14 protein-coding genes are annotated in these 16,626 nt (G+C 56.6%); 4 read left to right on the top strand and 10 right to left on the bottom strand.

Annotated features, from left to right (window positions below):
* Nucleotides 1-4 precede the first annotated feature (4 nt).
* A complete protein-coding gene (locus ACZ3HH_RS00265) occupies nt 5-658 on the bottom strand; it encodes a LysE family translocator (RefSeq protein WP_465802080.1) in 654 nt (217 codons plus the stop codon).
* A 97-nt stretch (nt 659-755) separates the two neighbouring features.
* Here ACZ3HH_RS00265 and ACZ3HH_RS00260 point away from each other — a divergent pair, with 97 nt between their 5' ends.
* The gene (locus tag ACZ3HH_RS00260; protein WP_465802079.1) at nt 756-977 is read left to right on the top strand and encodes a hypothetical protein; all 222 of its coding nucleotides are present in this window, start codon (nt 756-758) and stop codon (nt 975-977) included.
* A gap of 145 nt (nt 978-1,122) precedes the next feature.
* Here the strand turns inward: ACZ3HH_RS00260 and ACZ3HH_RS00255 are convergent, their stop codons facing one another.
* Together ACZ3HH_RS00255 and ACZ3HH_RS00250 are read right to left on the bottom strand one after the other, a co-directional pair.
* Nucleotides 1,123-1,707: an anthranilate synthase component II gene (locus ACZ3HH_RS00255; RefSeq protein ID WP_465802078.1), complete on the bottom strand. Its 585-nt coding sequence runs from the start codon at nt 1,705-1,707 to the stop codon at nt 1,123-1,125.
* Nucleotides 1,704-3,173: an anthranilate synthase component I family protein gene (locus ACZ3HH_RS00250; protein ID WP_465802077.1), complete on the bottom strand. Its 1,470-nt coding sequence runs from the start codon at nt 3,171-3,173 to the stop codon at nt 1,704-1,706. The genes ACZ3HH_RS00255 and ACZ3HH_RS00250 overlap by 4 nt, the downstream gene beginning before the upstream one ends.
* A gap of 657 nt (nt 3,174-3,830) precedes the next feature.
* Between ACZ3HH_RS00250 and ACZ3HH_RS00245 the strand changes: the two genes are divergently transcribed.
* From ACZ3HH_RS00245 to ACZ3HH_RS00235, 3 genes are read left to right on the top strand one after another with little or no spacing between them, the layout of a single operon-like run.
* Entirely contained in the window at nt 3,831-5,183 is a 1,353-nt protein-coding gene (locus tag ACZ3HH_RS00245; RefSeq protein WP_465802076.1) for a phenylacetate--CoA ligase family protein, read from the top strand.
* Nucleotides 5,184-5,191: 8 nt separating this feature from the next.
* On the top strand, nt 5,192-5,614 hold the full coding sequence (locus ACZ3HH_RS00240) for an alpha/beta fold hydrolase (RefSeq protein WP_465802075.1): 423 nt from the start codon (nt 5,192-5,194) through the stop codon (nt 5,612-5,614).
* Nucleotides 5,602-6,216, top strand: a complete 615-nt coding sequence (locus tag ACZ3HH_RS00235; protein ID WP_465802073.1) for an acyl-homoserine-lactone synthase — start codon at nt 5,602-5,604, stop codon at nt 6,214-6,216. Before ACZ3HH_RS00240 ends, ACZ3HH_RS00235 begins: the two co-directional genes overlap by 13 nt.
* A 436-nt stretch (nt 6,217-6,652) precedes the next feature.
* Here the strand turns inward: ACZ3HH_RS00235 and ACZ3HH_RS00230 are convergent, their stop codons facing one another.
* From ACZ3HH_RS00230 to ACZ3HH_RS00200, 7 genes are all read right to left on the bottom strand, one after another.
* Nucleotides 6,653-7,351 (bottom strand): outer membrane protein, encoded by a 699-nt coding sequence (locus tag ACZ3HH_RS00230; protein ID WP_465802072.1) that lies wholly within the window; start codon nt 7,349-7,351, stop codon nt 6,653-6,655.
* Nucleotides 7,352-7,435: 84 nt separating this feature from the next.
* Nucleotides 7,436-7,912 (bottom strand): SRPBCC family protein, encoded by a 477-nt coding sequence (locus tag ACZ3HH_RS00225; protein ID WP_465802071.1) that lies wholly within the window; start codon nt 7,910-7,912, stop codon nt 7,436-7,438.
* Between the two features lie 59 nt (nt 7,913-7,971).
* Nucleotides 7,972-11,394: a beta-ketoacyl synthase N-terminal-like domain-containing protein gene (locus ACZ3HH_RS00220; RefSeq protein WP_465802070.1), complete on the bottom strand. Its 3,423-nt coding sequence runs from the start codon at nt 11,392-11,394 to the stop codon at nt 7,972-7,974.
* Nucleotides 11,395-11,478: 84 nt separating this feature from the next.
* Nucleotides 11,479-12,564 carry an acyl carrier protein gene (locus ACZ3HH_RS00215; protein WP_465802069.1) on the bottom strand — a complete coding sequence of 362 codons (1,086 nt, stop codon included), beginning with the start codon at nt 12,562-12,564 and terminating at the stop codon, nt 11,479-11,481.
* Nucleotides 12,565-12,681: 117 nt separating this feature from the next.
* Nucleotides 12,682-14,445, bottom strand: coding sequence for an FAD-dependent monooxygenase (locus tag ACZ3HH_RS00210; RefSeq protein WP_465802067.1), 1,764 nt, complete (start codon nt 14,443-14,445; stop codon nt 12,682-12,684).
* A gap of 3 nt (nt 14,446-14,448) precedes the next feature.
* Nucleotides 14,449-15,060: an HAD-IB family hydrolase gene (locus ACZ3HH_RS00205; protein WP_465802066.1), complete on the bottom strand. Its 612-nt coding sequence runs from the start codon at nt 15,058-15,060 to the stop codon at nt 14,449-14,451.
* Entirely contained in the window at nt 15,050-16,570 is a 1,521-nt protein-coding gene (locus ACZ3HH_RS00200) for a class I adenylate-forming enzyme family protein (RefSeq protein WP_465802065.1), read from the bottom strand. The genes ACZ3HH_RS00205 and ACZ3HH_RS00200 overlap by 11 nt, the downstream gene beginning before the upstream one ends.
* Nucleotides 16,571-16,626: the final 56 nt, after the last annotated feature.

Here is a 16,626-nt window from a genome sequence, read left to right as displayed (position 1 = left end):
GCGTTCATTTCTGGCTAAGAGCAGCGATGGAAAGTCCTGACACGATGAAGGTCAATCCCGCGCCGAGGTTGAGGCCGTTGGCAAGGCGCGGGCGTTGACATATGTATTGCGACAGGCGCGTGGCGAAGATGCCCATCAACGAGAACCCCACGGCTGTCAACAGGGCGAACCAGAACCCGTAGACCAGCATCTGTACAGTGACCGAGCCGAGTGTGGGGTTGATGAATTGCGGGATGAACGCCAGTACGAAAAACCCTGGCTTGGGATTGAGCGCCGCCGAAAGGAAGCCTGTGAGTAAAATGCTGCGCAGTGGCTGCCGTGCGGCGGGAGCGAAGGTCACCAGGCTTTTGGAGCGCAACACCTTGACCCCGAGCCAGAGCAGGTAGGCGGCCCCCACCAGCTTGACGACCCAGAAGGCGACCGCCGACGTCTGGATCAATAGCGTCAGCCCGAGCGAAGCGGTGGTAACGTGAAACAGGATGCCCATGCCAGACGACAGGCCTGACACGATGGCTGCCAGGCGACCCTGGCTTAGTCCGCGCCCTATCGCCAGAAGATTGTCAGGGCCTGGAGACAGGACCAGCAGTACGCAGGCTGTAGTGTAGGTGAACCAGATATCCATCGGAAACACGGTGACGCTCCCTGTGAGGTATGTCATTAGGTTTGCTCCTCGTCGGCTGATAGAGAACTCGCTCACTGTTTCTCCAGAGCCTTGCTGTCGGCGCTATTCCAAACTCATTGATGGTGGTCGATCCATGCTCGAAGAGATTGTCAGATACAAAGTCCAGGAAACGGCTCAGCGCAAGCAGGCACACGGTATCGATGCCCTGCTCAAGCGGATTCGTGACGCACGACCGCCCCGTCACTTTGCCGGCGCCCTGGCAGGTGAGGGGATCTCCCTCATTGCCGAAGCCAAATACCGCTCACCGTCGAAGGGCGTACTGCGTGCTGACTATGATCCTTGGCGAGACTCATGAAGGCAGTCAGCGGTGCGGCACGCCCGGCCTGGGTCCGGCCGCAGACGGGGGAGTTGGGTTTGTCCATAAACGAGTCGCTCTTGTTGTAGCAGGAATGAAACAGCCGGAGCACGGAAAAGAAGGGACGTGCGCCCCTTCTGGCAGATCACTGGCGCACGTAACACCTGATGAAACTGCGGAACAGCTCCAGACCGTTTTCGGTCAGGATGCTTTCAGGGTGAAACTGCACCCCCTCCACCGGCAGGTGGCGATGACGCACGCCCATCACATAACCATCATCCGTCGACCTCGAAGTGACCTCCAGGCAATCGGGTAGCTGCTGGTCGCTGATCATCAACGAATGATAACGGGTGGCCTGTATGGCGCGTGCTTGCGTGTGGTCATAAACGCCCTTGCCATCGTTCTCAATCGTGCTCACCTTGCCGTGCATCACGTGAGGGGCCCGGCAAACCTGGGCACCAAAGGCCAGACCGATGGCCTGATGACCCAGGCAAACGCCCAGCAGCGGTAAACGCCCCTGCAAGTGCCTGATCACTTCGATATAGCCAACGTCGGCCGGATGCCCAGGCCCAGGGCCCAGCACGCAGAAATCCGGCGAGAAAGCCTCAATGCGCTGGATGAGGTCCGGCACGTCGTGACGCTCGACGCGGGTTTCCAGCCCCAGTTGTTCCAGGTACTGGCTGATGATAAAGACGAAGCTGTCGTACGCATCGATCAGAAATACTTTCACAGTCCGATCTCCTTGCCGGTCACCGCCCGGTATACAGAACCCATCTTGTACAACGTCTCTTTCCACTCCATCTCGGGTACCGAGTCGGCGACCACCCCGGCGGATGCCCGCAAGTGGTAGGTTCCCTCGTCAAAGACCGTTGAGCGTATGCACAAGGCGGTATTGACGCTGCCATCGAAACCCACCAAGCCCAAGGCTCCGGCGTAGATGCCCCGGCGGTTGCTCTCCATCCCCTCGATCAGCTCCATGGCTCTTACCTTGGGAGCGCCGGACATGGTTCCAGCGGGGAACGAGGCCTTGATCACGTCATAGGCATCCAGGCCGGGGCGGAGCAGGCCGCGAACGTTCGACACCATGTGATAGAGGTGCGAGTACTCCTCCACCAGCATGAATTCATCGACTTCCAGCGAGCCGGCCTGGCATACGCGACCGATATCATTGCGACACAGGTCGATCAGCATCAGGTGTTCGGCGCGCTCCTTCTCTGAGCGCGTTAACTCCAGGACCAGCTGAGTCGGATCGACGCCAGGCTTCTTGCCGACGGTACCGGCGATCGGACGCATCTCTATCAAATCGTCCTTGATCCTGACGAACAGCTCAGGACTGGCACCGATCAGGTCGATACCGCCCACATGGGCCAGGTACATGTAAGGAGAGGGGTTGCGAAGTCGCAGGTTCTGGTACACATCGAACGGCGAAACCTTCGAGCGGATGCGAATCTCATGGCCGAGCTGGATCTGATAGACGTCGCCAGCGCGAATGTGCTCCATCGCTACTTCGACACGTTCGAAGAATTGCTCCGGGGTGACCGTGCGGACTTCCTCGAATGTCTCTGGATACGGTGGTAGATCCAACGCCTCAGACGCTGGGGTTGTGGTCAGGAAAGGGTAATCCTCCAAGGTGCGGGGCGCCCACAGGGGGTGGTTGTTGATCAGGGTTTCGACAACGCCATTGCTGTGGAAATAAACCAGGGTCTGATAGACCGAAAGGGCGATGAGTGGGTAGCTGTAGGTCTGTTCGGCCAGATCGGGTAGCCGCTCAATCAGGCGAACACAGTCGTAGGAGAAATAGCCAAAGAACGCCAAGCTGGAAGGGGCGTCAGGCGCAGGCTGGAACGTAGCCTGAATAGCCCTGAGCAGGCTCCACGCGGCCTCGCTGTCCGGTAGATGAATTTTGTACTCATGATCTATCTGCACGCCCGATTGTGTCAGGCCGACGGACAAATATTCACAAAGCGCAGGGCACCCTCGCAATTGTGCCTGGCCCTCATCGATGCAAACTTCGAAAAGGGGGTCGAGCCCGATGATCGTCGCCCTGCGATCACGGCTTGGACCGGAAAGTGATTCAAGAATAAAGACAGACTCGCGACCCAGTTGTGCCAGCGCATTTGCATATATGCCAAGTGCATCCGTAGATCGACGTTCCTCACGGCGAAGAACATTCACGCAAATTAAATTGTTATTCACGGTTAATACCATTTTCAAGGTGCAACGATTCAGGCACTCCATTAAGAGAGCACCACGGGAATATAAAGTGCGCAGGCACTTTAAATACGTGTTGACGGATATCCTGAGTATTCGAGACGGACGCTTTTCATGCCGCACGCAATACAAGACTTGCAACGGATTGCAGTCAAGCGATGTGCAGGGCACAAGGCGCGAGCGCCTTCGATTTCATGGATGAATGATCAGGACGTTGCTGGCAGGCAGCAGACAGGCTCCGGTCTTCGCTTGATTAGCGACGCCAGATATTGCTTTTAAAGATGGCCAGAATGGCCCGGGAACAGCTGTCGGGATAGCTGTGGGAGGAACTGATAGCAGAAAGGTGATAGTACATTTTAGACATCCCAGTCTTGGCTAAGCACTGCGGGGAATGGTCGGCAGTGCAGCGAAATTACCAGTGCGCCCCAGGGCTGTCAACTGCTGTGCGGATATTAATCTTTCATTCATTTTTTAATGTCGACGGGACGGAAAACTATTCCTGCGCATAGGTAATCGCGCGTGCTTTTAACAAGAAACTCGGACGCGCACAACTGTGGGATACCGCAGCTGGGTATTTGTAACTTCTGTCACTAACGTGGCGGCCGTTGAGTTCCAGTAACCCATCAAACCTGAGCGGCTGAAATGAAAGAGCATTTAGAGACATTCAAGAAGCGGTACGATCCGATTCATCATGCCTATTGGACTGATGTCCTCAGCGACACTGCGCTGGCTGCATGGCACCAGGAACAATTGCGGGAAGTGATCGGCCATGTGAAGTGTTCTTCGCCGTTCTATTCCAGGCACCTTGCCCAGGTCGACGAGCGTTCGCTGACCTTGGATGACCTCGTAACCTTGCCATTCACGACCAAGGATGACTTGCGCGAGGCCGGCTTCGACATCTTGTCCGGCCCGCTGGAAGACAGCATCTTCTACTACGAGACTACGGGTACCACTGGGCCTGCCACGCCATGCCCCCGGGACCGCAAGGAAAGCTACGCGAGCAATCGCCAACTGGCCATGGCCTACCAGGCAGTGATCGAAAAGCATTTTCCGGGTGAGAAGACGGTGGTCGGCATCATGGGGCCAACCGAGGTCCATTCCTTCGGTGACACCTTGGGCGATGTCTGCACCCAGCTCGACCTGTGCAATGCCAAGATCTGGCCGCACTCACCGGTGATTGGTTGGCCCAAGGCTCTCCAACTGCTCAAGGACCTGCGCATAGGGGTACTCGCATCCGCGCCGGGTCTTTTGCTGGCCATGGCAAAGGAAGCCGAGCGACAGGGCTTCAATCCACGCGAGGACTTCGCCCTGCGCGCCTTTATGATGAGCGGCGAGCTGTGCACGCCTGCGTTGAAGAACAACCTCTATAGCCTGTGGGGCGCGCAAGCCTACAACAGTCTGTATGGCTCCCAGGAAGCGATGATTATCGCGGCCTGTAACGCCAACGACCAGCTAGTGCCTCATCGCCTCAACTACATCATCGAGGTGCTCGATCCCAAATCCGGGGAAAGCCTGGGCAGCACCGGCGATGGTGAGCTGTGCGTGACCATGCTGATCCCTGGCAGCAAGCCATTGATCCGCTACCGCACGGGTGACCTGGTTTCGATCCAGTCGCGCCCGGGCTATCCCCAATCGATGCGCCAGACCGTCAAGGTCGTCGGTCGAGTAAAGGATGCCGTGCAACTGAACGATCGCGCCTTCTCGGCCGCGCAAATCGAGCAGGCGCTGCTTGAAGGCGTCGAACAGTGCCTTGGCTATCAGATCGTCCTCAGTCGCGCCAATGATCGCGATACCGTCATCGCCAAGCTGGAGATGTCGCGCTTCTTCGATGGCGATCGCGGGCGTCTGGTGCTGCTGATCAAGGAACGCCTGCGCGAACGGCTGGGGGTCGAAGCCACGGTCATGGTGGTTGGCGATCTTGCCGAACACGTGAACCTTGGCAGTTGGTTCAGCTGGAAAGAAGCCCGCATCGTCGATCAGCGCCAAGGTCAGTGAGGTCACCGATGAGCTTGTCTGTTCGCGTGATCGACAACGCAAGTGATCTGTTCGAGTCCGTCAGGCAACTGCGGAGTCGCTACCTGGGGACTAACCCCGCAAGGGAGGATGACTTCGAGCGAAGGGAGCAGGTGCGCGACGCCTTGTCCTATCACCTGATCGAGGACTTTCGCCGCGAAGGCCTGGACGTGCTTCTCGAACGGCTTCCGCAGATCGCTTCGAGGACGCTGGTGATCTGGGGGCGGCATGACCAGGTGTTCCTGCCTGCTGCCCTGGAGAACCTGCTCCAACAACTGCCCGACGCCCGCGGCCATGTCATCGAGGATTGCGGGCATGTGCCCTATCTTGAACGAGGTGCCGAGGTCGTCGCGGCCATCACAGGGTTCATATCAACGTCCCGTGCCCGGGAGGCTGGATCATGCTCGAAGTGATTGTCAGCACTCGCAGTGATATGTCCCCGGCCCTGTTTAACGCATTGGCTCGCTATCGGTATGAAGTGTTCGTCAAGAGCCTCGGCTGGGCATTGCCCTGCGCCGAGGGCTTCGAGGTGGATGCCTTTGATCGACCGGATACGGTGTATGTACTGTCCCGCGACCACAGGAAGGAAATCGTCGGATGTGCACGTTTGATTCCTACCGATCGTCCCTTTCTGTTGGGGGAGGTATTCCCCCAGTTGATGGGTGACACTCCGTTGCCGTCCTCAAGTACCGTCTGGGAGCTGTCCCGGTTCGCCAGTCGGCGTCCCCTGTCGCGACATGCACAGGTCATTCGGGCCTGGCATGAAACAACATGGTTGATGAGCAAGGTCATCGGCATCGCGCAGACCCTTGGCGCACGTCGCTTGATTGCGTTCAGTGCACCGGGAAACGAGCGTCTGCTCAGGCGCATGGGGGTCAGTACTCACAGGATTGCGGGGCCGCAAATGGTCGATGACTTTCCAGTGGTGCCTTTCTGGATCAATGTGGCGGGCTATCGCCATCGTATAGCGGCAGCGCCGGGAATAAGAAAGGGCGAAGTGCCCGCCCCAGATTAGGTCGCGACCCTGCGCTGACATTGACGAGTGTCCGCTCAGGGGTGTGGATTCCGGCCCATCACGGCCAGATAGGTTCCACTCTCGCCGAATCCTGCGTTTGACGTCGGGGCAAAGGGAGGGGATCAATTGAAAGCACTCAACAGAGCGAAGAGGGGAAAGAATGTTTGCCTGGGCTGGGGCAGCTTTCGGTATTTGAGAGTGCTCGTACGGATGTGCTGGAGGTGACGCGCATGATTGAGCGCGCAGTGATGACGGCGGCCCGGCACAAGCTCATCGCGGTCGTGATTGGAACAGGGCGGGAGATCTCAGGGACTGTTGTGCCACTCGGATCGGGGCTCGAAAAATGGCAGTCGACAGTGAGACCCTGCATCGAAACTTTTCACCGGCTTGTCGTAGCGACGCCTTACCAGTGCAAGGCGCCGATCGGTTTAGCTGCTTAGAACCAGTAATGCAGGCCGAGCATTAATGATTGGGCGCTGTAGTCAGTGCGCACATCGCCTTGGGGCAGGCCTTGAATGTCACCGAAGTTCGCCTCGCGAGTTTTGAGGTATCGATAATCCAGGGACATGGACCATTGCTCGGTGAGCTCGAAACCTACCCCGGCTCCGAGTTGATAGGCCGATACGGTGTCGCGATGAGTGCCGCCGAACTGAACACCGCCGGCTTCCAGGCCACTGACCGTCAGGGTGGTGTAGCCCAGGCCGCCGCCAATGTAGGGGGTGAACCGACTGAAGGGGGCTGGCAGGTTCAAGACGTCATACCAGAGGTTGGCCATCAGGCTGGTGGCTTCCTCTTCGCCTTTGCCGTCGATGCTCCCGCCGCCTTCGTAGACCCGGTTATTGAACTGGGTCAGGGTGTTTTTGCGATAGCTGATTTCCACTTCAGGTCTGAGCCCGACGGGAAATCGCCAGCCCACTGCCAGTCCGGTGGCGTAGCCGGAGTGTAAAGGTTGATTGAATTCCATCTCGACAAAATCGAGGTTGTTCTGGTTAAGGTCCTGCGCAGCAACCCAGTTCAGGCCGCCCATGACACTGATGTAGGGGCCGAGCGTGTCGGCGGAACTGGACGCTGGGGCGATTAAGCCCATGCCAATGACGCCCATCACGAGATACTGAGGTTTTTTTAGTAGGTTCATGCTCGGTCCGAAGTGTGCCGTTATCGATGAGTAAGCGAAGCGTGTTCGGGAGCGAGCATTCAACACGCTCTCTCCCGGGATATTTCATATTCGGTGCAAATGCTTGCCGGTTTTTTCGAGCCTTGGGGTGCCGACGGTATTCGCTCGTTGTTCAGCCAAAGTGCTTAGGTTGGCCAGTGCGGTGGTCATTGCCGCGGTCAGCATTTTGCGTAGCGGCCCGCGGTATAAAAAACTCAAGGGGCCAGCGATCTTCGCGCTATGGATGACCTGGGTTTCATTCGGCGAAAGTCTGCGCATCTGGTGATCGAATTCGAGGTCGATCCAAAGCAGTTTTGCCGTATTCCGATAGCTTTCATGCACGCTCACCGTTTCCAGTTTCAGCGGCATGTTCAGGCCATTTTTGAGGACGCATTTGCCTCGGGTTCCCGGTTGAAACGGGCCATTGAGTTCACAATGGCGGACGTCGGTATCCCATAACGGCGCTTCTGAAAAATTGCTCCAGATCTTCCATATTTCAGAAGGCGGCGATTTGACTATGACTTGCACTTTGACATCGTTCACGGCGACACCTTGGTTGTTTGGGGGCAGGGTCATGCTGAGGAGTGAAATCAATTTAAGCTTCAAGCGGCGGGCGCGGATTGACTCAGCACTTGAGCGGTAATACTGGCTTGTCCGATTTTTTCGCCCCGGTTGAACAGGTCGATATAGATGCGGTTGGTTTTGAACGGCTGATGCTGCGCGTCAAACCCGGCTTGCGGTGCCAATGACAACGGACTGTTCCTGGGGATTGGCCGATCCAGGGTGAAACTCAAGGCCAGCAGGTTCATCGGGGTGTTGAGTGGAATCCGCAGATAGCTGTGGGCAATCTGCATGTAGCACTGGCGGGCAACTTCGAGGAAATACACCATCGAATAGTGCTCGGGGTCGCCCTCCTGGAAGAAGTGCTCATCCGGCAGCTTGAGTGTGTCCACGCTCAAGCCCTGAGCGACCCCGCTCATGTCACTGACGATGACGTTTTCGTCTCTGGCCTTGTGCAGCAAGGCCTTGTCGCGGCAACGAATGGCCGTGAACTCGCCGGCGGGCGATGTCTCGAATGCCGAGCTGTAGGCCATCCCAAGGATGCAGGTGCACATCAGCTTTCCGGCCTGCATGACCTTCGCATTGAATACCTGGGGGTCTTTGCCTTGTTCCAGATGCAGATCAATCACACCCTGTTTTTGTACGTATTGCTGGAACTTGATAGTCAGGGTTTTGACATAGGCGGCTCGTCCACTCAGTGGGGGCATGGCGAGTTCAATCAGTTGCAACACGCCCTCAAGCAATAAAATGCCGGGAATGTGATCAAGCGGGTGATCGAAGAAATAGGGGTGCGCTTCATTCACCACGAGCTGGGCGTGCAGTGATTGAGGGCCTCGCTGGACGTTGGCGATCACGATATTTTCCGGGCAACGTTGCCAGTGCGCCGGGCGCTGGGCTTCAGCGCCACGGTGCAGGGCGAACAGACCCTCCATGGCGCGAACTCTGACACGCAGCCCTGAGAGCAGGGTATCGGTCAGCATGTCGCTGAGTTGCAGCACATCGACGCCGTCGTGTTGCGGCTCGCGGACAAGACTGACAGGGCGGGCAGGCGAGTTGACCTGCTGCAGTTCGTGGGGGGCCGAGTGAGCAAATCGCAACGTGAAAGGATGCTTGATGGCAGGGGCGGGTTCGGCCGCCGCCGGGCTCCATTCCTGAAGCTTTTCGGTCAATAGCCACATCACTGCCTTACCGGCTTGGCGAACTTCGATCACCGTGTGAGCCGATGTGCTCAACATCACCGCCAGCAGGGTTTCAATGCCAGTGGCTTCAGCCAGGAAGCCGGTCATCTCTTGCAGTGATCCACTTGCAGGAGTCGTATCAGGCTGCAGCTCGCAGATTTCAATATTCTGCAATTGACTGCGCTCTTTGCCCAGCAGCTGGCAAGCCTCTTCAAGCGAGTTCGCGGCATGGGCGAGGACCGCTGCGCGGATCACCAGCAAAGGTTTGTCGCTGGCGTCTGGTTGATAAGGACGCAGGGCAATCAGCCCAAGTCCTTCACCTTGCGTGGTTGCGGAATGCCGGGCGCGTTCGATCTCGATTTCACCGCTGATAAAGCGCCCCGCACCGAGCAAGAGAGTGGTGATGCCCTCCTTGAACCATTGCCGGGATGCCAGCAAGGTTTGCCAGAACAATCCCGGAGTGCCGACCAGCGTCTGATGGAAACCCCTGAAGTCAAAAATCTGCGCCGGGTAGCCGGACAACATATTTGGCAACATGGTTGCCACGTCCGATACCTCCACGCCAGGTGGCATGCCATGAGCCCCGGAGTAGTAATTGTGAGCGCTGCTGTACGCATTGCTGAAGCGTTCCCCACCCATGTTGCAGCACATGACCATCGCCGTGCCGGGTGAGCCGGCCACACCGGGCAGGCGTCGCAGTAAATGGTTGACGCGATCGGTGATCAACAGCTTGAACGGATCGACATGGGCCAGAGGTTTGGGACCCATGCCGAAACCGTCGATATCAATGACGCGATCCTGCGCCAGGAATTTTCCCAGTAAGGGCTGAGCGGGAGCAGGGGTGTAATCAACGAAGCGCCCATAAGGGAAAATGGCTGAGGGTGCTGCTGGCTGATTGAGCTGTTGCTTGAATGATTGCAATGAGCTGTGACTGCCGATCGCGGCTTCAGCCTCGACAATCGCAAGGTCCAGCCTCAGCACGCCGGGGTGAGGAATGGCCATGGCGGCGGCGGGGTGGTTGTCGGGAATGTATTCATCCACCACCAGATGCGCATTGGCGCCGCCAAAACCAAAGCTGGAGATGCCTACCCGGATCGCCGACTGACGATCAGCGAGGGGCTGTATCTGCTCTGTGGCCAACTGCAGGCAGGTCTCGTCGACTTTTGCGCTGGGACGGTAGTCGGGCTGAGGTGGGATACCTTTATGACGCAAGATCATCAACGCCTTGGCGAGCGAAGCGCCGCCGGCGGCGGCCAGGGGGTGACCAATGACGGACTTGATCGAACCGATCGTAATTTTTTTGTCGTCTGTGCGGTGGGGGGCGAAGAAGCTGTTCAACGAGCCTAGCTCTGTCGCATCACCCAGCGGTGTACCGGTGCCATGGGTCTCGATGTAGTCCACGTCGCCGGGATCAAGACCGATATAGGCACGCTGATAAGCCGTGTACTGGGCCTGTTTGCCAGGCGCAAACACTGAGCCTTCGGCGCCATCGGCGGAAAGCCCCAATGCGCGCAAAACGCCCAAAGGACGGCGTTGCGCAATCAGGGCCTGCGAGACGGGTTCGACCAGAAAGGCGACCGCACATTCGCCTGGCACAATACCGTCAGCGTCCTGGCCGAACGCCTGCATTCGGGCCCGGGCGGAAAAGGCGGTCAACTGCGAGAATCCCAGAAACAGCGCCGGCGGCAGCACGGTGTTCAATGCCATGACAATCGCGTTATCCGCCTGTCCACTGTTGACCAGGGCCTGGGCCATATCGATTGCATAGGGGAACGAACTGCAGGCGGTATCCACTGATAACGCCGGACCACCCAAGGCAAAAGCCGCCGCCAGTTCAGCGACTTGTTCACCCGGTGTATAGCCCTGCGGGGCATCGGTTTTTCCGGACATTCCTGTGACGAAATAACTCTCGTCACTCCAGGACGTCGCGACCACCAATGCGGTGCGTTCCTTGATCAGCGCCGAGCCTTGTCCGGCAAGCTGTGTGAGGAGCGTCTGGAGTACTTTCTTACCGATGGCGACCTGCCGTCCTTCATGCCGTGACGGGGTTGATACGTCATCGGTCAGGCAAAAAGCACTGTCCAGGTAAACGCGATCCTTTTCTCCTGCCTTTGCCGAGTATATCGACGCTTTATTCAGTTCCCAGCGTGTCAACATCGACTGGATAGGCGCTATCTGCCCTTGCGAGAGCAAGTGCCAAAGCGCATCCGTTGACGGTGCTCCTGGAAACTCGCCAGCCATTGCGCTGAAGCAAAAATCGCCTTCTGTTGTTACCGCGCCACTCATACCCAATCTCCTGATTGCCAAAATGCGGGGTGATCTGTTCGATCACCCGGATTCCATGCCATTTTTTTGCAGTGGCTCAGTGCATCAGCTCAGTCTTGTCAGAAGCGACAAGGCGTCCTGCGGCGTACGCCGCGACATCAGTGCTTCACCGGCAAACTCGCTGGCAGAACACTGTTGCGCCATTGATTGGCAGAGTGCTTCTCGGGCAAAACCGTTGAGCCCCAACTGTGCAAAGGGCGTCTCGATGTCGATCGACTGTGGCGCGTCCGGGATCAGGGGTGACAGGGTATTGAAAAGCAGATTGCTTATTTGCCCTTGGGAGTCCGTTGTGGCAGGTGATTGCACTTCGGTGGAGGGTGTTGATGTCGACTCGGGGCTGGCCAGGGCGGTTTTAATCAGGGCGATTGTTTCCTGCGGGAACTTGGCGTTGACCAGCTCAGTGCTGTTGGCCTTGAGTTGCGGCCACAATGCGACGACCGACTCCAGGAAGTCCAGCTGCACCAGGGAGTCCAGGCCCAGGCTTTCATAGCTTTGTTTCTGGTCGATCTGGTCAACCGTGAAACCGGTGATACTCGCCAGTTGTTCAAGTACCCACGCTTCGATATCCACGCCAGGCGCCTGCGGATTGGCTTCAAGCCGTGCCAGCAAGGCGGTAGGGGTGGGAGCATCAAAGAGTAGCGAGGTAAGCTCTTTCTTTTCTGGGAAGTGCTGGGCCAGGGATTCGAAAATATCGACCAATCCCAGGGAGTCGATGCCCAGACTCTCGAAACTTTGATCGAAGTCGATTTGTTCCTGTTTGAATCCAGTGACCGAGCTTATTTCGGCGCGCAACCATTGGCCGTAACTGAGCGCAGGCGTTTGTTCGGCAACGGGTGCCGATGCCTGTATTACCGAGTTCGAGTGTACGGGCTCCAGCACCGAAAGGTTTTTATTGATGGGCGCCTCAATCCCATGGGCATAAACGCCCTCGAGAACTTGTTGATGAGCATTGAAGTAATGTGCCGTGACGGATTCGGCCTGCTCCAGCAAACGCATCAATATTGATTCTTTTGCAATGTTGGATTCGCACAATGAGTCAATGATTTTCTCTGAGAGAGAGAAATAGCTATGAGCTATTTTTCCATTGGACACGATGAATTCCTGCACAACATCATTGAGTTGGACGCGCATGAGGTCTCCTAACCAAAGTCGGTATAAGTTTTCTATAAGTAAGAAATCAAAAGTCATGGCCCACGGGTGGGCCTTGTGCGAATCAATGAACCAAACTGGCAGTAGTCATAGAGAGACTTATAGTTGGAGTTGCACTGCGTCGATCTCGGAAGATGTTGTTTTTCTGGCGCCCTTGAGCAGCCCGGATCTTACGTTCAGATAAGTGAAGAGCGTCATTGCATCAGCCCCCTGGAAAGCGATATAGCCGTCAGGACGAATCAGCATCAACGTGCCCTCTTTGGCATGGTAACGCTTGTGCAATCGCCAATCGGGGTCCAGCAACGTCGAGTGCCAGAACGGCAGCTCGGCGCTATTCAGTGCATCAATAACGCAATAAGCCTTGATGCCCGGGTAGTCCTTCTCCACCGACTCGGCCAGCGTGTAATAGCCTGGCAATAGAGGAGAAAACTGATCGGCTGCGCTAAAAATCAACAGCGTGAACGTTCCGTGGAACAAGTCGATCAAGCGTTTTGGCGGCAAACCTTGCAGTTGCCACAATTCGACATCGGGAGCCAGTTGACCTGCGCGAGGCGCAGCTGTCTGGAATTCGGGTTTTTTGCCTTTTTTATCCCAATTCTTGCGCTGCTTCTTCGTCAGCGATTCTTGAATGTAATCACTTTTGCCGTAGTGATACTGGTGACCGGAAATCATCGAGGGCAGCTTGCGCTGAACCTTGCGCCGGTTGCTCAGCAGTGGCAGAACATTGTCGCGCAGCCAAACGAGGGCGCGTTGCTTGACGGTAATCAGTCCGGTCAGTCGGTGTGCCGTGTTCTCGACTTCCAGGGCAACCGGGTAGCGCTCTTCGTTGTAGCTCTCCAGCAATGATTGATCCGCCAGGCCCTGATCGACATAAGCCATTTTCCACGCCAGGTTATAGGCCTCGGAAACCCCCAGGTTCATCCATTGCCCACCAATCGGGCTGCCGATATGCGCCGAATCGCCCACCAGAAACACAGAGCCTTGCTGCAGCGACTGCACGCGACGATGTTGAAAAGAGGCGATGGTGGTCGATGAAATATTGGACAGCGTCATCTTTTGCCCGCGCCCTTCGCACAACCGCTGAAAGTTCTCCAGGCTCAAGGACGGGCGCTCACCTTCTGGCGGCAGGTTGTACGGCATCTCGATGAAAAGTCGATAACGGGATTGGGCGCTGATTGGCGCGACTGCCACATAACCGTCCTGTGCACCGAGGAAGAAAGCCCCCTCATCCTTGCTTCCAGACCACTCGATATCGGCGTCGGCGAGCATGAAGAACCGATCGTAGGATGATCCTTCGAAGGTCATATCAAGACGTTTTCTGATGTTGCTGCGAGCACCGTCGCACGCGACCACCCAGCGACTGGAAAAGGATTCGTCGCTGCCGTCCGCATGATGAAGCGTCATGCGCACTGATCCCGGCTGGTTCTCTATATCGACCAGCTCGGTATTCCACTCAACATCTGCGCCCAACTGGTTCAGTCGCTCAAGCAGAATTTTCTCTGTTTGCGGCTGTGGCAGGCTGAGAAGCAGGGGATAGGTGGCGTCCAGGTAGGAGAAGTTGTAGTTCAGTACCCGTTTGGCGTTCGACTGCACCGAAAACTGGTTGATCGTGAACCCGTCGCTGATGGCTTGATCGGCAACACCCAGATCTCGAAAAATTTCCAGGGTTCTGGAATGGATGGCCATCGCTTTGGTCGCGGTCGAGGGACCGGCATTCTTTTCAATAATGCGAAAAGAGACGCCCCACTTTTTCAGCATGATTGCCAGGGACAGGCCAATAGGGCCGGCGCCTACGATCATGACTGTCGGGGTGTTACCGGGTTGCCTGAAGTGCTTGGGGGCCAAAGTGCTCAGAGTGTTCATCTGTTAGTACCAGTTTCTATAGAAGGGAGAGTTGGCAATGCTGAGCAGGGCATCGTCACCTGATGAATCCCCGTAGGCATAAATGTAAAAGTCATCAAGATTGCTCAAGCAGCCTTTCAGCCGTGTGACTTTTTCTCTCTCAACACAGTTGGTACCTGATATCCCGCCAGTCAGTTTGTTCTTCGCAGTCGCCAGGCGGGTGCCGCAGACATAGTCAAAACCCGCTGCCTGGCCCCAGGGGATCAGGTAATTCTCCGGCGAGTTGCTGACCAGCGCAGTGATATGCCCCATGGATTGATGCCATTGCAGCCGGCGCAGGGCCTCGGGCCTGAGCCAGAGTGGTAGCTGCTCGGTAATGAAGTACTTGGCATGTTCGCGCTCTTGCTCAACTGACAGACCGCCCAGATAACAGGCAATGAACGCCAGTCGGGCTTGCATCAACGGCGTGATGCCAAGGATCACACTTAGCATTTTGGGTAGCAGGGGAATGATCCTGAGCCAGAACGGTTTGGTTCCCACGATAAAACGCATGTAGCGCCAGAACGTATGTCTGTCGGTCAATGTGCCGTCAAAGTCAAAAACGGCCAGTACCGGTTGTGTGCCATTAGCTTGCATGAATCTCTTCCTTGAGAGAGATGATCTCGATAGTTTTGGGCAACTTGAAGCCCGAGAGAAAGCGCGAGAGCAGGGTAGAAATAGCGCTCTGGGTCAGGTCGCCACTCCCTTCAACGCACAGGTGCAGTACATTGACCTCCTTGTTGTCCGGGACGATGTAAGCTTTCGCGCGCGCCACGTCCGGATGCTTCAGGGCAATGGATTCGATTTCCGTCAGGTCGACCATTTGCGCTTTGATCTTCGAGATTCGCAGGCGTTGGCAATAGAAGAACACATGTCCATCGTCGTCCCGCCAGACCAGATCACCCGTGTGTAACCAACCATCACGGAAGAACCGGGCGTTGGCGTCCTCCGCATCGTTATAGCCGTCAATCACCATCGAGCCGCGTATCAGCAGTTCGCCGATACGTCCAGGTGCGACATTGCGCCCCTCGGCATCGACGACCCGCAGTTCTACGCCACTAATCGGTTGTCCCATGGCGCCGCGATGGACCTTGCCAATCGAGCTCTGGACAATCACCGGCATGCTCTCGGTCAATCCATAGCCTTGCAGCACCGGATTGCACCCCAGCAGCCTTCCCAGCTTCTCGGCTTCGTCTGCCGGAAGATGGCTGCCACCCGAATAAATCATCAGTTGAGGGTGCATTGGCAAAAGCGCGCCTTTGCGTTTGGCCAGTCGCGTATTGAAGTAGCGAATGACGTCGGGCACCAGGCAGGCAAAGGTGACCTTATGCTCAGACAAGACTTCCGCCAGATCCCTATTGAGCAGGGTGTTGGTCATTAGTAGGGTGGCGCCCACGCTCAACGGAAAAACCATCATCACGGACAGTCCGAAAATGGCATACAGCGGCAGCGTCACCAGATGAACGGACCCGACGCCTTGAAGATGAAACTGCTCATGCAGCCCATCGCTCGATTGCGTCAGGTCAAGGTAGCGGTGAGAAACGGCCAGAGGTTTACCGATGCCCCGATAAGTGAACTGTACCGAGACGATCGGATTGCCCTCCGGCAATAACAAGGGCTCGGCCTGTCGGGGAAGCCGAGAGACAGCCGTTGCATTGTCGGGCAGGAGCGATGACGTCTCGCTTGCGGCGTTCAGCACCAAGGAGTGACGAACGCCGTGGGCGGGCTGAAATATCTCGCTATGTTGCTCGAATAACGTTTCGGTCGTGACGACCAGCGTCGGCCTGGCGATGCTGATGACACTGGTCATTTCGAATGGCGTCAGTTTGTAGTTGAGGATGACCGGAATCGCACCACTTCCGATGATCGCCAGATAGTAAGCGATGAACTCCACCCCGTTGGGTAGAACAAGCGCTACTTTGTCACCTGGCAATACATCTAATGCGTTGAGGGCACCCTTGCACTCTTCAGCCTTGGTTCGCAATTCACGGTAAGTAACAGTGTCTTCTTCCGCGTCCAGATTCCTGATAGCAATGTGGTCGGGGAAAGACTTTGAAAAACCGACGAACCGATGCAGAAAACCTTCTTTATATGAAAGGCTTTTCATTTACCAACCCCTCTCAATCCTTGAATTTATGGTCAGACAAAAAAGTACTACAGAGG

This window comes from Pseudomonas sp. PME37.24/025, assembly GCF_055556615.1.
The sequence above is the reverse complement of the archived record's forward strand: the minus strand, read 5'-3'. Positions and strand labels throughout refer to the sequence as shown.

Excerpts from the sequence above, each read along its gene's own strand:
- ACZ3HH_RS00265 (WP_465802080.1), bottom strand. The coding sequence starts at position 658 with ATGACATACCTCACAGGGAGCGTCACCGTGTTTCCGATGGATATCTGG.
- ACZ3HH_RS00260 (WP_465802079.1), top strand. The coding sequence starts at position 756 with ATGCTCGAAGAGATTGTCAGATACAAAGTCCAGGAAACGGCTCAGCGC.
- ACZ3HH_RS00245 (WP_465802076.1), top strand. The coding sequence starts at position 3,831 with ATGAAAGAGCATTTAGAGACATTCAAGAAGCGGTACGATCCGATTCAT.
- ACZ3HH_RS00240 (WP_465802075.1), top strand. The coding sequence starts at position 5,192 with ATGAGCTTGTCTGTTCGCGTGATCGACAACGCAAGTGATCTGTTCGAG.
- ACZ3HH_RS00235 (WP_465802073.1), top strand. The coding sequence starts at position 5,602 with ATGCTCGAAGTGATTGTCAGCACTCGCAGTGATATGTCCCCGGCCCTG.
- ACZ3HH_RS00230 (WP_465802072.1), bottom strand. The coding sequence starts at position 7,351 with ATGAACCTACTAAAAAAACCTCAGTATCTCGTGATGGGCGTCATTGGC.
- ACZ3HH_RS00220 (WP_465802070.1), bottom strand. The coding sequence starts at position 11,394 with ATGAGTGGCGCGGTAACAACAGAAGGCGATTTTTGCTTCAGCGCAATG.
- ACZ3HH_RS00215 (WP_465802069.1), bottom strand. The coding sequence starts at position 12,564 with ATGCGCGTCCAACTCAATGATGTTGTGCAGGAATTCATCGTGTCCAAT.
- ACZ3HH_RS00210 (WP_465802067.1), bottom strand. The coding sequence starts at position 14,445 with ATGAACACTCTGAGCACTTTGGCCCCCAAGCACTTCAGGCAACCCGGT.
- ACZ3HH_RS00205 (WP_465802066.1), bottom strand. The coding sequence starts at position 15,060 with ATGCAAGCTAATGGCACACAACCGGTACTGGCCGTTTTTGACTTTGAC.
- ACZ3HH_RS00200 (WP_465802065.1), bottom strand. The coding sequence starts at position 16,570 with ATGAAAAGCCTTTCATATAAAGAAGGTTTTCTGCATCGGTTCGTCGGT.